The 15078-nt window shown below is 53.1% G+C and carries 10 protein-coding genes; 5 read left to right on the forward strand and 5 right to left on the reverse strand.

Going from position 1 to position 15078, the window contains the following annotated elements; genetic code table 11:
- Positions 1 to 4 precede the first annotated feature (4 nt).
- Both HNV11_RS18605 and HNV11_RS18610 read right to left on the reverse strand, forming a co-directional pair.
- A complete protein-coding gene (locus HNV11_RS18605; protein ID WP_171741090.1) occupies positions 5 to 1150 on the reverse strand; it encodes a Gfo/Idh/MocA family protein in 1146 nt (381 codons plus the stop codon).
- A gap of 125 nt (positions 1151 to 1275) precedes the next feature.
- Positions 1276 to 2409, reverse strand: a complete 1134-nt coding sequence (locus tag HNV11_RS18610; protein WP_171742240.1) for a Gfo/Idh/MocA family protein — start codon at positions 2407 to 2409, stop codon at positions 1276 to 1278.
- A 279-nt stretch (positions 2410 to 2688) separates the two neighbouring features.
- On the opposite strand from HNV11_RS18610, the gene HNV11_RS18615 reads away from it, so the two are divergent.
- From HNV11_RS18615 to HNV11_RS18625, 3 genes are all read left to right on the forward strand, one after another.
- Positions 2689 to 3939, forward strand: coding sequence for an MFS transporter (locus HNV11_RS18615; RefSeq protein ID WP_171741091.1), 1251 nt, complete (start codon positions 2689 to 2691; stop codon positions 3937 to 3939).
- A gap of 293 nt (positions 3940 to 4232) precedes the next feature.
- Positions 4233 to 5747: a serine hydrolase gene (locus HNV11_RS18620; protein ID WP_171741092.1), complete on the forward strand. Its 1515-nt coding sequence runs from the start codon at positions 4233 to 4235 to the stop codon at positions 5745 to 5747.
- A 13-nt stretch (positions 5748 to 5760) separates the two neighbouring features.
- Complete coding sequence (locus tag HNV11_RS18625; protein ID WP_171741093.1) at positions 5761 to 6486, forward strand: hypothetical protein; 726 nt, start codon at positions 5761 to 5763, stop codon at positions 6484 to 6486.
- Here the strand turns inward: HNV11_RS18625 and HNV11_RS18630 are convergent.
- Both HNV11_RS18630 and HNV11_RS18635 read right to left on the reverse strand, forming a co-directional pair.
- A complete protein-coding gene (locus HNV11_RS18630) occupies positions 6458 to 7930 on the reverse strand; it encodes a dihydrolipoyl dehydrogenase family protein (protein WP_171741094.1) in 1473 nt (490 codons plus the stop codon). The two genes, HNV11_RS18625 and HNV11_RS18630, sit on opposite strands and share 29 nt — an antisense overlap.
- On the reverse strand, positions 7930 to 8838 hold the full coding sequence (locus HNV11_RS18635; RefSeq protein WP_171741095.1) for an LEA type 2 family protein: 909 nt from the start codon (positions 8836 to 8838) through the stop codon (positions 7930 to 7932). The genes HNV11_RS18630 and HNV11_RS18635 overlap by 1 nt, the downstream gene beginning before the upstream one ends.
- A gap of 113 nt (positions 8839 to 8951) precedes the next feature.
- Between HNV11_RS18635 and HNV11_RS18640 the strand changes: the two genes are divergently transcribed.
- Together HNV11_RS18640 and HNV11_RS18645 are read left to right on the forward strand one after the other, a co-directional pair.
- Entirely contained in the window at positions 8952 to 9761 is an 810-nt protein-coding gene (locus tag HNV11_RS18640; RefSeq protein WP_171741096.1) for an META domain-containing protein, read from the forward strand.
- A 151-nt stretch (positions 9762 to 9912) separates the two neighbouring features.
- Positions 9913 to 11562 carry a sulfatase-like hydrolase/transferase gene (locus HNV11_RS18645; RefSeq protein ID WP_171741097.1) on the forward strand — a complete coding sequence of 550 codons (1650 nt, stop codon included), beginning with the start codon at positions 9913 to 9915 and terminating at the stop codon, positions 11560 to 11562.
- Positions 11563 to 11649: 87 nt separating this feature from the next.
- On the opposite strand, the gene HNV11_RS18650 is transcribed toward HNV11_RS18645, so the two are convergent.
- Complete coding sequence (locus HNV11_RS18650; RefSeq protein ID WP_171741098.1) at positions 11650 to 15015, reverse strand: glycosyl hydrolase; 3366 nt, start codon at positions 15013 to 15015, stop codon at positions 11650 to 11652.
- Positions 15016 to 15078: the final 63 nt, after the last annotated feature.

Genomic DNA, 15078 nt, shown 5'->3' on the forward strand with positions numbered 1-15078 from the left:
ATCCCTAAATTTCCACCCACGCCTGCTTGCGGTTACTTTCAAGGATTTTCTCGCAGATCAGCAGTTCGCGGTATCCATCAGCGAAGGTCGGAAAAGTTGGGCTTTCAGGCTGCTTTCCAGCGGCAACAGCCTCGTATACTTCCTTGAATAATTGCTTCGACGTATCGGGGAAACCTTCGTTATGACCGCCGGGGAAGCTAATAACCGACCGGGCCTCGGGATGAGCCAGCGATGGATCGCGCAGGAACGACTGGTTGGCGCCGTCGCGGTTACCAATCCACATTTCATTGGGCGCTTCGGAGTTCCAGGCATAGGTTTTCTTAGATCCGGCAATCTCCAGTTTCATCTGGTTCTTACGGCCGGCCGCTACCTGCGACACCGTAATGACCCCCCGATTGCCGTTATCGAACCGCAGCAGGACGTTGGCGTGGTCTTCGGTATTGATGGGTACATCGGCATAATCTTCTGGCTGGAGCATCTTGCCCGAATAGGTTTCGACCGGCTTCAGCGGTTTTTTCCGCACTTTATGGACCGTGTTGAAGTCGGCCATCACCGCTACAGTTTTCAGGCCGGTGATGTACTCCAGGCTGTCCATCAGGTGCGAGCCGATGTCGGCAATCGCCCGCGAGTCGCCCGACTTGTCGGGTTCGAGCCGCCAGTTGTAGTCGGTATCATAAAACAGCCAGTCCTGTAGATAAGAGCCAATAATTGAATACACTTCGCCCAGATCATCCTGTTCGCGCATGACCTTCATCTGCCGCACCAGCGGGTAGTAACGCAGGTTGAAGTGTACGGCGTTAACCAGCCCGGTTTCTTTGGCCAGCTGCACCAGTTCTTCGGCCTCGTGCAGGTCTTTGGCCAGCGGTTTTTCACACACAACGTGCTTGCCTGCCTTCAGTGCTGCTTTCGACTGGCTATAGTGGAGAAAGTTCGGTGTACAGATATGTACAACCTGAATATCGTCCATTTTGAGCAGGTCTTCGAACGAACACGCCCGTTCAATACCCAGCTGATCGGCTTTCTGACGAGCCAGTTCAGGAGATACTTCACACAGGGCAAGAACGTTGGTGTTGGGCAAGCGACGAAGCGCTTCGATATGTGCAGGTCCGATGAATCCGGTACCGACGACACCCACATTAATCTTTTGCATTACTTAATAAGTGAAATAATGAATGAGCGATTGAGTGAATAATTAAGGGTAATGATGAGGTGATTAACTAATTAGACAAGCCAGCTACAGATAAGCTATGACTTGATTTCCAACTAGCTGATCATTTATTGAATGAACTTCGTCCATTTCTGATCCGACTTCGACGAGGCAATGACCGTGTCAATAAAGGCCAGACCGCGAACCCCATCTTGAACACCCGGGAAATCATAGAGCGGATCCGGCTCACGGCCTTCCATGTGAGCCTTTACGGCATAGGCGAAGTTGCGGTAAACATTGGCAAAAGCCTCGAAGAACCCTTCCGGGTGGCCCGACGGAAGCCGTATATGTGCTTTGGCCGCAGCCGATATATCACCGACATTGGGACGAATGACCCGCTGCCCTTCCTGGGTTTTATATTTCAGGGTGTTGGGCTCCATCTGGTGCCACTCCAGCCCACCCAGTTCGCCGTAAACAAAAATCTTCAGGGCGTTTTCTTCGCCATTGGCGATCTGGCTGGCGTGCAGTACACCTTTGGCTCCCCCTTCAAATCGCAGCAGGACGTTGCCGTCGTCATCGAGCTGACGACCAGGCACGAATGTGCTCAGATCAGCGCAGAGTTCCTCAATTTTCAGTCCCGTAACGTACTCAGCCAGATTTTCGGCGTGGGTACCGATGTCGCCCATACAACCGGCAGCCCCCGACTTGGCCGGGTCTGTCCGCCAGATGGCCTGCTTATAGTTGTTGTCTTCTTCTTTTTTAGAGAGCCAGCCCTGCGGATACTCAACGACTACCTTGCGCAGCTTGCCCAGTTTACCATTGCGGACCATATCGCGCGCTTCTTTCACCATCGGGTAGCCAGTATAGTTGTGCGTCAGACCAAACACCAGTCCGGATTTTTCGACGATACCGACGAGCTCTTTGGCTTCCTGCAGATTCAGCGTCATCGGCTTGTCGCAGATGACGTGGAAGCCGTTTTCGAGCGCCATCTTGGCTGGTGGGAAGTGCAGGTGATTGGGGGTCACAATCGACACAAAATCCATGCGTTCGCCTTCGGGCAATTCCTTTTCGCGCTCAATCATTTCCTGGAACGAGGTATAAACACGATCTTCAGGCAGATAGAGCGCATGACCGGTCGCCTTTGATTTATCGGCGGAGCCACTAAAAACACCACAAACCAATTCGATTTCGTTATCAAAACCAGCGGCCCGGCGATGAACGGACCCAATGAACGCTTCGAGGCTTCCCCCGATCTGGCCCATGCGTAACTTTCTATGCATTGTTGTTGGAGTTGAGTGTATGTTTAGATGATTGTTGCCTGATAAGCAGCAGCGAAGGTGGCGAAATGTCTGAAACGTTACTACGTCAAGAGCAACAGCCCGCGAACCTACTCTAAATTTTGCGGCCGGAAATTAGCGGTTTTACTTTTTTTTCGGAAATTTTGCACAAATACGGCGGCCAGGTGGGGAGTTTGGCCCCGATTTATCCTTATTGTTTTTTCTACCGAACCAAATAAACCACTAAATCCCTCTTCTGCAGAAATGAATCAACCCGTTAATTCTTCGCGGCTGTTTCTGGCTAGTTGTCTTGCCATTATTACTACAGCCTTTTCCTTCAGCATTCGGGCGGGTATCCTGCCTCAGTTAGGGAATGAATTTGGTTTGACGGCCGAGCAATTAGGCTTTATCAATTCCATGTTCTTTTTTGGGTTTCCTATTTCGATGGTCATTGGTGGTATCGTATACCACACCGTCGGGCCCAAAATAATTATGCAGGTTGCCGTTGTTGCGCACACATTAGGGATTCTGCTAACTATTTACGCCGGTGGCTACACGGGCCTGTTGTTTTCAACATTTTTCATCGGCTTTGGGAATGGCTGTACAGAGGCTGCCTGTAACCCAATGATTGCCGATATGTATTCCAGCAACAAGCTGAACAAAATGCTGGGTCGGTTTCACATGTGGTTTCCGGGAGGTATTGTGATTGGTAGCTTGATATCTAAATTCATGACCGATGCAGGATCGTCCTGGCAGGCTCAAATCTGGGTACTTATGCTGCCGACCATAGTGTATGCGTTCCTGTTCTTTGGCCAGCCTTTTCCAAAACCCAAAGTGGAGGGCGTTACGTCCATAGCGAAAAACTTCCAGGCGATGCTTACCCCGTTGTATATCGTCCTGTTCTGCTGCATGGCGCTGACCGCCATTACTGAATTTGGTCCTAATCAATGGGTAGCCGTTGTCTTAAGCAGCAGCGGAGCCGATGCCATGCTGGTGCTGGCTCTGACATTCGGCGTAATGACGATTGGCCGGCTTTTCACAGGTCCGGTTGTTGATCGACTGGGTCAGACGGGCGTTTTGCTGGGAGGTGCCATTCTGGCAACCATTGGTATTTATATGTTCAGTACGGTTACTGGACCGATAGCCTACTTAGCTGCTATTATATTTGGCCTTGGTGTTTGTTTTAACTGGCCAACCATGATTGGCTTTGTTGCGCAGCGAGTTCCTTTAAGCGGAGCCTTAGGCATGTCTATCATTGGTGGTGTTGGTATGCTGTCAACGTCTATTTTCCAGCCTATCATTGGTAAATGGATTGATTCAGACCACGCCGAAGCAGCCGCCAAAGGGTTAAGTGGTTCTGCCCTGGAATTAGCAGCTGGACAAGCAACCTTGTCTACGATGATGACCTTTCCAATTATCCTGATCTTTGCCTTCACGGCTTTGTGGTTCTGGGCAGGTAATCGCAAAACAGGTCATGTTGACGAGACACTGGTAGCAGAACAGCCGCAACTGTAAATCTGAATTAACTAAACTAGAAAATTCCTGTCGTGAGTTCACGACAGGAATTTTCTTTTTGTCTTAATCAAGGCAAAAGGCTCTAAACGTAGTCAACCATATGTCTGTTCTAATGATGAAGGCACCTGGTAAAAGGTGACCGGCTGGCTAGGTCGAATCGCCCTGTAAGAGTTTGAAAACGATTAATTGTAGTCTCTAATGATGGTGTAGGCCGTAGTGCCGGAACTGCTTACCGAGCTCTGTTCTCTTAAACAGCTATTTCTAAATACCCGGTAAACGCTTAATTTCCGGGCATGAAAACGCTGCTCCTCCTTCTCTTGTTTATCGTTTCAATTGTCGCTTCGGCGCAAAAACAACCCGCTTTCATTAGTGACAGCCTCGACAGTTACGTAAAGCGCGGTATGGCCGACTGGCAGATTCCCGGTCTGGCTATTGCGATTGTCAAAGACGGCAAAGCCGTTATATCAAAGGGCTACGGCGTACGGGAAGTTGGCCAGAATGAACCGGTTGACGAGAATACGCTTTTCTTCATTGCTACTAACTCCAAACTCTTCACCGGATCGGCGATGGCGAGGCTTGAAGACGAGAAAAAGCTGTCGCTGAACGATAAGGTCACGAAATACCTGCCCGATTACAAACTCTACGATCCGGCAGCCACGCAGCTGGTAACCGTTCGCGATCTGCTCTGCCACCGGCTGGGCACCAAGACGTTCCAGGGTGATTTTACGTTCTGGGACTCAAACCTATCCAGAGCCGAGATCGTCCGACGGATGCGTCTGCTGAAGCCAGAAGGCCAGTTTCGGCAGGATTACGGCTACTGCAACTCCGGTTTCGTGACGGCTGGCGAAGTTCTCCAGAAAGTGACCGGCCAAACGTGGGAGCAGTACATAGAAAGCAACATTGTGAAGCCGCTGGGCATGACCAATACGTATATGCTGACGGCTGGGGCTGAAAATCGCCCCAACATTGCCCGCCCTTACACGACCAGCTTTGGCAGCCTGACGCGCATTCCCTACGACAATATTGATAATATGGCCCCCGCTGGCAGTATCGTCTCGTGCGTCAAAGACCTCAGCAAGTGGCTCCTGATGCAGCTGGACAGCGGCCGGTTCGAGGGGAAACGCGTATTGCCCTGGCCGGTTATCCAGAAAACCCGCGATGCCAATACCTTGCTGGGGAGCCGTAAATCGAGTGTTTTCCCGACGCATGTCCGGGCCTACGGCTTAGGCGTGTTGATGACCGATTACAACGGGCGCGAGGTATACTGGCACACGGGCGGAGCCTTTGGCTTTGTCACCAACACCTGCTTTGTACCGGAAGAGAAGCTAGCCATTACCATTTTGACCAATCAGGATAACCAAAGCTTTTTTGAAGCCTTGCGGTATCAGATTCTGGATGCCTATCTGGGCGTTCCGTACACCAACCGTAGCCAGTTTTTTCTGACGGGTGCCAGGCGGGACGATGCGCAGCAACAGCAGGAACTCAAAGCTCTGGCTGAACGGGTAGCCAGGAAAGCCAAACCCGAACTCCCCTTAGCAGCTTATACGGGTACGTATCGGCATGAGCTATACGGCACCATTTCGATCCAGCCGGATGGAACAGGCCTCAAAGTTTCTTTTCAGAATCATCCCAACCTGTCGGCCCGGCTGGATCACATGGACGATAACACCTTCCGGCTTACGTATTCCAATCAGGCGTTTGGCGTTTTTCCGGCGAAGTTTTCAACGAAAGGCAGTACGGCGGAGAGCGTCGTGATTAAGGCCAGCGACTTTGTGGAATACGACCCATACGTATTCGTCAAGTTATAAGCCACCTGTTGACATGCAGCCTACCCTGACAAATCTGACAACGGCCCCTCCCCTCTGGCTCGCGATTGCCTTTGCCTTAACAACCGCTGTTACGTTATGGGGGTTTGTCCGGGCTGTTCGCGTGGGGACTCCCAGGCTCACCACCGCTGTTTTTTTGGGTCTGCTTAGCTGGCTGGCGCTGCTGGGTTTGCTGGCTAGCCAGGACTTTTTCACAAAGCTGGACGTCTTTCCACCCCGGCTGGTTGTAGCAGTGCTGCCCAACCTGTTGCTGATTCTGGCCCTGTTCGTTACAAAAGGTGGCCGCCGGTTTGTGGATGCGCTGCCGCTATCGACCCTTACATACCTGAACATGGTTCGCATACCGGTCGAGCTGGTGCTTTACGGTTTGGCGGTACATCGGCAGATTCCCGAACTCATGACGTTCGATGGGCGCAATTTTGATATTCTGGCGGGGCTGACGGCACCGCTCATTGCTTATTTCACCCTGGGTCGGCCGGTGCTCTCTATGCGCTGGCTATTGGTCTGGCACAGTGCTGCCCTGCTGTTGTTAGTCAATATTGTTACGCTGGCAGTGCTGTCGGCCCCGTCGCCGTTTCAGCAACTGGCTTTTGACCAGCCGAATGTGGCCGTGCTGAAGTTTCCGTTCATCTGGCTGCCCGGCTTCATTGTTCCAATCGTCCTGCTGGGGCATTTGATTGCCATACGACGGCTCAGTACAACCACTTCACGGCCTTTTTGACTATGCCCGGCAGATTGTCCGATATGTGATCTACCCAGACCGATTTGTTAACGCGGCTGGCCGTTGGATAGGGGTAAATCTTGTTAAAGAAATCGCCCGCCGTTAGCTTGTGCTGAATGGCCAGAATCAACTCCTGCACCAGCTCGCCCGCGTTCGGCGCGATGATGGTGCCGCCCAGAATTTTTGTCCCGAACGGATTGATTCCTTTCGGTTCGGTGAACAGAATCATCCGGGCGTATTCATAGTCTTCAATGATGGCCCGGTCGTCGTGGGCAAAGTCATACTCCAGTCGCTCGTAGCCGATGCTGCGTTTCTTTAGCTCATCGTCCAGCAGCCCGAACGTTGCGACTTCAGGATCGGTGAAGGTGACCCAGGAGAAATAATCGTAGGTCAGTTTTTTGTCCAGCACCCGGCCGGGCGTAATCAGATTGCTGATCAGGGTCGAAACATGCAGTTCGGCCGCGTGAGAAAACAGGCGCTGACCGGCTGGCGCACCGGCTGCCGCGTCGCCCGCAGCAAAAACGTGGGTGTTGGTGGTTTGCAGATAATCATTCAGCTTAAGCCGGCCTTGGTCATCCAGGTCAATACCGGCAGCCGCCAGGTTCAGGTCATCGTAGTTGAAGGTTCGGCCAATAGCGACCAGCACTACGTCGAACTGAACGAGTTCTACCCTACCCTCAGCGGATTCGACTTCGGCGATATGGGCATCGCGAAATGCGTTGACCCGGCTTTTCAGCTTAAACTCAATTCCTTCTTCGGCAAGACGTTTCTGGAGCAGGTCAGATACCTCGGGCAACTCCTTATCCAGAATTCGTGCTTCGCTACCAACCACCGTTACCTGGCTGCCAAAACGCTGGAAAGCCTGAGCCATTTCTATGCCAATGGGACCGGCTCCAATGACCAGCAGACGCTGTGGTAGTTGTTTGAGCGTAAAGATGTTTTCGTTGGTATAAACGTTAACCCGGTCAATCCCCTCCACGTCGAGCTGCCGGGGTTTCGATCCGGTACAGAGAATGATATTCCTGGCCGATGTCCGTTCGGGGGGTCCGCCGTTAGTCGGGCGAACTTCGATTTCCTGTTTACCGACGAATGAGGCTGTGCCCAGCGCTACGTCCAGTTTTTCGGCTTCGCGCAGGTACGCGGCATTTTCATGCGCCCGGATAATGTCCTGCCGCTCCCGTACGTACTGCATCACGGCAGCCAGGTCGGTAGCACCCTCGGCTGTCCAGCCAAACGGCTGCGTCCGACGAGCGTTGTGCATCATCCGGCTTACGTGGATTAATGCTTTACTCGGCACACAGCCGTCGTTCAAACAGTCACCCCCAATGCGTTGGTCGTATCGGTCAATGAGCAGGACCTCAAAGCCGAGCCGCTTCATGGCAATAGAAACACCTAAGCCAGCCGAACCGGCTCCAATGGCAATCAGATCATACTGTGATTTCATTAATCTTTTTTGAAGTCGGCAAGCGTGCCCCGAATGGTGGTGTTGAATTTACTATTATTAAGCATTACGCTCCCGCTTTTATCGATAAGTTTACTAGTCATGGTTACCAGAAAAGGGGTGTCTTTTTTATCGAACAACATTTTCGGCAACAATTCCAGCGTCTGGCCCGGCTTGATCGTGATAGGATATACCACGGGCGTAGTGGCCTGCTTTTTGATAACGATGGGCTCTGGCTGATACCCTTCCGCAATTTCTTTGCCGTTAATCGATACCGTATAACGCGTGTCCGTAAAACTGAAGTCGAACTTGTTTTTATTGACGATGTTCACTTTAGCCGCTACGTCGGTTCGCTTTAAGCCCAGTTTGCCGAAATCAATGTCTTCGACTTTTATCTTCGGAATGTAAAACGTGGGTAACCGCTTTTCAAAGGTCTGGCTAAACGTACGATTGCCAAGAATGGGGACATCGAGGTCGAATGTACTCCGAACGGTATAGGTTGTACTGTCGATGCCTTTTTTATCAAGTGTTTCCAGCACCGTCGACAGTTTTTTGATCATTACCCGCATCGGCAGTGTTACGTAGGTGCTGTCGCCAGATTTTACTTCAATGGCCTTCTCGTATTTATCCTCCACGATAGGTGTATTGGCCATCAATACGGTGTAATTGAGTCGACTTGCCTTAAAGCCTACGGGTAATGGGTTGTCGATCAACATCCTGACATCCATGTCGATATAATCATCGTCGATGTTGTGGATGTCGATGGTGCTCATCTCCAGCCGTGGCTTGAGCGTGTTATCATACGGCCCACCTTCGGCTGCGGCATTGCTTTTCAGACGACTATACCAGATAAAAGCTCCGACGATTCCAATCAGCAGGAGTGTAAGCGCAATAATCCATCCCTTCTTCATAACGTTTTGTTAATAAACAGATTTAACTCTTCGTCTGGTTAGACTGTTTAATACCTGCCGTAACCTCGCTAATCGTCCGGAATTGCCTAACCGCATTCGTCAACGCCCTGCCTATGCGCTTTCTCCTGTTTGGCCTCCTGCTGTTCGTTACAGCCTGCCGTCGTCCGTCGCGCCAGCTGGCCGCTACGCTTACCCCGCTCAATAAGCCAACTGAAGCGACCACCCAGACGCCAACACCCAGCCTGCCCGATTTCAGCCGTAACCTCCGGGCGGGCGATGAGCTTGTTGCGCTGGGTAACGACCCTGACTGGTCAATGACCATCAATCCAACCCAGGGACTTCGGTTTAAATCGTTCAACGGCGACAGTGTTCTATCGAATGTACCACAGCGGTTAAACGATTCCGACGGTTCTTTCCGCTTCAATGTTGACCTGAGTGACTCCGCCGGACGCATCAGAGTGCTGTTCAGACCCGACAGCTGCGTGGACAATGCGTCGGGGTATCGGTTCGATTACCGCGTGGAAGTAGACGTACACGGTAAAAGTTATCTCGGCTGTGGCGTATCGCTCCGACAGATTACTCTGCTGCAGGACACGTGGGTGCTGACCAGTTTTCAGAATCATACCGTAACGGCTGGCGGCCCGCGGAATGAGTTGCCCCGCCTTGAAATTTCATTGACCAATCAGCGCGTAACTGGCACAACCGGCTGTAACCGGCTCAGCGGAAAGGTGCAGTCCGACAGTCGGCAAATTCGGTTTGGACCGCTGGTAACGACCAAAATGGCCTGCGCGGGCGAAACGGGTCGTTTTGAAGGCGATTTTCTGGAGGCTCTGAGCCAGCCGCTAACCTACCGTGTTGGCGAGGGCAATCTCATCTTGCTGCAGGACGGCAAACCACTTATGACGTTCCGAAAAACCGACTGATGATCGGGGGTAGCCAGTAATCCAAAGGCTGACTCAAAGAAGCTTTGGACACGGCGTCGCAATGCACAGATAAATAAGTTAGCCGCAAGTATAAAAACCATCGCTTATGGTCTTTTAGCAGCAGTTGCCGATTTCAAATCAGGTGCTGCCTATGCGTTACCGTTCTGCTCTCTTTTTACTGCTGTTAGCCGTTGCCGGACTGGCCTCGGGCTGGCTTCCCCTTTCTGAAGATTTAGCCCCGGCTCCCGACCGCCCCAACATTCTCTGGATTTCCTGCGAAGATATGTCGCCCCGGTTGGCGAGTTATGGCGATTCAACCATCAGCACGCCCAATATCAGTCGGCTGGCGCGGGAGGGTGTTCGCTACACAAACGTCTTCTGCACGGCCGGTGTATGTGCACCAAGCCGCAACGCCATCATTACGGGCATGTACCAGACCAGCACCGGCGGTCACAATATGCGCACGCTCAACAACACCTATCCCGAAAAAACTGGCCTGCCAAAGGAATACTCTATTGTGATGCCGCCTGATGTAAAAGCGTTTCCAGAATATTTGCGGGCGGCCGGGTATTATACCACCAATAACGACAAAACCGATTACCAGTTTGAAGCGCCCCCAACGGTCTGGGACGAAGTCAGCAAAAAGGCGCACTGGCGCAATCGCAGCCCGGACCAACCGTTTTTTGCGGTATTCAACAGCGTCGTTACGCATGAATCGCAGGTATGGATGCGGAAAGACCTACCGCTTCGGGCTAATCCGGCTCAGCTACATGTACCGCCTTATTATCCGGATACGAAGACCGTTCGGCAGGATATGGCCCGGTTTTACAGCAACATTCGGGATATGGACGATTGGGTGGGCCAGCTGCTCGACGAGCTGGAAGCGGATGGCCAGCTTGATAAAACGATCATTTTCTTCTGGTCCGACCACGGCGATGGCCTTCCGTTCGTCAAACGTGAGATCTATGACCGGGGTCTGCGGGTGCCGCTGCTTGTGCGGTTTCCAGACGGCCGTTTTGCCGGAACCACCCGCGAGGAACTTGTTTCGATGATCGACCTTGCTCCAGCCGTCCTGACGCTGGCCGGTATCAAGCCGCCGGATTATATGCAGGGAAACGCTTTTCTAAACCTAAAAACGGGAAAGCGGCCCGCCAGTATTCAGCCGCATCGGTACGTCTTTGCGGCCCGCGACCGGCTGGATTCAGAGTACGACCGCGTGCGGACGGTTCATGACGGACGCTACCAGTACATCCGTAATTTCTTTCCTCAGAAACCGCTTTACATGGATATTGACTACCGAAAACAACAGCCGATGATGGCCGAGCTGTTACGGTTACGCGATGCGGGGGCTCTCAACCCGACGCAGATGTTGTGGTTCCAGAAAACCAAACCCGTTGAGGAATTATACGACCTGAAAACCGACCCGTATGAATTAACCAACCTCGCGACGCAGCCTGCATATAGCCAGCATTTACGCCGGTTGCGGCAGGAAATGGATCGCTGGCTGACTGACACTAAAGACCTGGGGGCCATTCCGGAGAAGGAACTTGTGCGGCAGTGGTGGCACGGGCAGGATACACCGCCGACAACCGCGTCTCCACAAATGATTTGGTCGGGCAATAAACTAACGCTGAGCTGTTCGACGCCAGGGGCTTCTCTAGCGTATAAACCAGCAGGTGCCGGTTCAGGCTGGCGGGTCTATACCGGTCCCGTTACCTTGCCACCGGGCCAGAGCATTACGGCTGTAGCCATGCGCATCGGCTACCAGAAAAGTTCTGAAGTAAGCTCTACCAGTAAGTGAGCCTTGATCTTCAGCGCTACATCGAAAGCCCGGCTGCAATACGTGAGAAAAGCATATTACAGCCGGGCGGCAGGCAATTTACGGTAACTAGTTACTTTCCACGGATGCCGCGATCAGCTTAACCGGCCCTAATAAACCCGAAGGCAACAACTTCGAGTCTGCCTGATAAAATGGCAAAGCTGTGTACGTAATCTTGCTGGTTACACCGGGCTGCGCATCGCCAATCAGGCGGTTCACCCACAGGTTGGTAACCTTTACCTCAATGACGTTCTCCCCCGCTTTCAGGGCATTACCCACATCCAGTTTGAAGGGTGCCTTCCAGACTGTACCCAGCGACTTTCCGTTTACTGTCACTTCGGCCAGATTCTTTACGTCGCCCAGGTCAAGCATCACCTGTCTGCCACCGGCCAGCATGTTAGCCGGTACGTTGACCCGCTTGGTGTAGGTAGCCGTTCCCGAGAAGTATTTGATACCGGCATTGCTGTTGTCCGTGAAGGAAGCCAGTTGGGTAAACGTAGCCTGTGCAGGTGCACCCCGGTTGGGTTGAAAGCTTACGTTCCAGGGCCCGTCAAGCGTCATCAATTCCTTCGTTACGCGCTGCGGAGCGGTATAACTTGCCTGCGTAGTGGTGTTTTTGAACACGACAAACACTGCATCGGCAGGTTCCAGGTGCAGAGGAACGGTGGTAATGCCGTTTGCAGACGAGTAGCTTACTTTCTCGACCTTACCGGTTTCGGGATGCCACACTTCGGCTTCTTTGCCGCTGACGCGGAAGCGGGCCTGCAAATCCTCGACCCGGTTGTTCCGGTTGTTTACCCAGAACACATCAGCACCCGGCAGCGTACGGTGCACAAACCGTAGTTCGGTAGTAGCCTGCGGTTTTGCATACGTAAAATCAGGGGCTACGTTCAGGTCGCTGAGCACGGCCTGCAGGGATTGTCCACGTACTTTACCGGCTGCTGCGCTCCCGTTGGCCGACCACAGTTCATTGACGATGGCGTTAAACTCAGCTTTGTCGTCGTTCAGACTGGGCGTGCCAGTGGGCTTCGGACCAACCACAACGGCCCCGGCTTTCACTAGATCGCGCAGTTTACGGGCTACCTTCAAGGTCATCTGACGGCTGTTGGAATCCAGAGCCATTACCCGATAGCGCATACCGCTGGGGGTAACGAGCCTGCCCTCTTTGACCTGGAGCAGGTTGACCAGCGCATCGGCATTGATAAAGTCGAAGTTGTAACCAGCGGGAATAGCGGGCATCTTCTGACCGAACAGGAACGTAACGTTATTGTCTTCGCCGTAGTAGTACACTACATCGGCCACGAATTTACCCTGCTGAAGCATGTAGCTGCTACGGGCCAGGTAATCCGTCCAGACTTTCGCCTGCGGAGCCCAGGTTTCATGCCGGTTGAACCACTGCCCGAAAGGTCCAAGCCCTAAGCCGGGAATCTTGTCATCGACCGGCTGGTGGGCCGACGTGTGAATGACAAATCGGTTCAGGCCGTTGGCCAGCTCCAGATCAGCCGTAGGTTTCAGCTTTTCTGGGGAATACGACCAGGCACCATTGGGTCCAAAACCAATGGCGGTCAACGACTCGGCCGCTACCAGATTCTGGCCGTAGATATGCGCGACAGATGCCGACTCGCGAATATCCGCTTCCGCCATACTCAATGTAGAGCCGCCCGGGCCTGGTGTCCACATGGCCGACATGGGCACCGCGGCCGTCCGCTTCACTTCCATCCCATCGACGATAAACACCCGGCCGTTTTCGTGCGATTCGGTGTAGCGCTTCATGCCACGCTTAGCCAGAATGTCGGTCAATTGGTCGTAATGGTTCTCCACAATAAGCTCGCCGATCGTTTTGCGAAAATCCCATAGAAACTGCTCGCTGGCTTCCACGCTTTTAATGACGGCTCCGGTTAATACCGGCATCCAGAGCCGTAGGCTGTAGCCACGACGCTTCTGGAATTCTTCGGCCATTTTCGGCGTCCAGTTTTCCTGCCCCGATTCGTAGCTATCGGTAACCATGTACTGCAGCCCCTTGGCGCCCATCAACCCACCGGTGGCGTTCTTGTATTGATCCAGGTAGTTTTCGAAGTACCGTTTCACGGCTTCGCCATCCAGCTTGTTAACTTCCAGTCCCGTCGCTTCGGGTGAGGCCGGATGGTTTAGCTTACCCGTAAGGGAATAGCCAAACCGCACAATTTTCCAGTTGCCAGACGGTATAGTCCAGTTCAGAGTACCGTCGGTCGTCAGTTTACTGGTCAAATCCACAACGTCTGCTTCGGCCACGACATCGCTGGCTGCTGGCGTAGGGTATTTACTCAGATTGACGCCGGCAGCATATCCCGCTTTTTCCTCTGCGTGGTTGATTCGTGCCGCCGGATGAAGTACCAGTTCAGCAATACCCGTTCCGGCCGGGGGCTTGGGAGCTTCCCGTCTTCCACCCATCAATGCCCCAAAGTTGATGGGTGGTGGCGGGTTCTTAAAGGTTACCCGAAAGTATTTAGCGGTTGTTGCCGGAATGCTGATGGTCAGCTGCCGCAGCGTACTGATTGGAATAACGTCTATCCGACGAAAATTCACGCCATCATCGCTCGCTTCGAGAATACGATCCTCGCTGGCCGGAGGCACGCCAAACCCCATGAAGGTTCCACCACCCACCACCGATACGGCTTTGATCGTTTGCGGCTGGGTAAATTCGTACTGTATCCAGGCGTATCCCTTTACCGTGTCGGATGGCAGCAGCGTCGTAGTAGCCAGGTCACCGTCGGTTAGCTGAGCCAAATTAAAGCTGCCACCGCTCGAGGTAATTGTTGGTTTCAGGTCATCCAGAGCTATGTCGGCGGCTGGCAGCCGGTAAGCAATCACGGCAATATCGCCGTAATACTCGGCCGCCGGGGTAACCGGCCCGGCAGCACCGAAGCCCGGTAGTAGGGGCAGATTCTGAAAGTCGCCGGTTGTGTTGGGCGGCTTGGGTAACTGGCCGTTGAAGGGCTGCCCGCCTTTTACCCGCATTTCGCTCCAGACAATTTTCTTCATCCCGTCTTTGGGCTCTACCCACGGCCCACCACTTTCGCTCCAGCCGGGCGAACCGGCAATGGCCATCTCCAGCTTTAAGGAATCGGCCAGTTTGGTGGTATAGCGGAACGCATCCTGCCACTCCGGGGTCATGTAAGTCAGGCGCTTGCTGACGATCTGCGGGGTGGTGAGGCCCGCATCAAAATTCTGGAAACCACCAATGCCGGAGCGGTGCATCCACAAAAGGTCTTTGCGAATCCCATCTTTCGTGATATTGCCGTTCATCCAGTGCCACCACACCCGGGGCCTCGCGGCCTCGTTGGTGGTCATGAAATTTTTCAACAGCGGGTCGGTGGTTTTCGTCTGCGCCTGGCTTTGGCCGTAGGCGGATACGAGCAGCCCGAGTGCGAGTCCTTTTACAAAACGTTTTTTCATTGGGGTTCCTGGTTAGGGTTAGTGTGTTCGTAAGCAGGCGAATCAGGAGAGCGCCATTCTACG

The sequence above is a fragment of the Spirosoma taeanense genome (genome assembly GCF_013127955.1).
Taxonomy (GTDB): Bacteria; Bacteroidota; Bacteroidia; order Cytophagales; family Spirosomataceae; genus Spirosoma; species Spirosoma taeanense.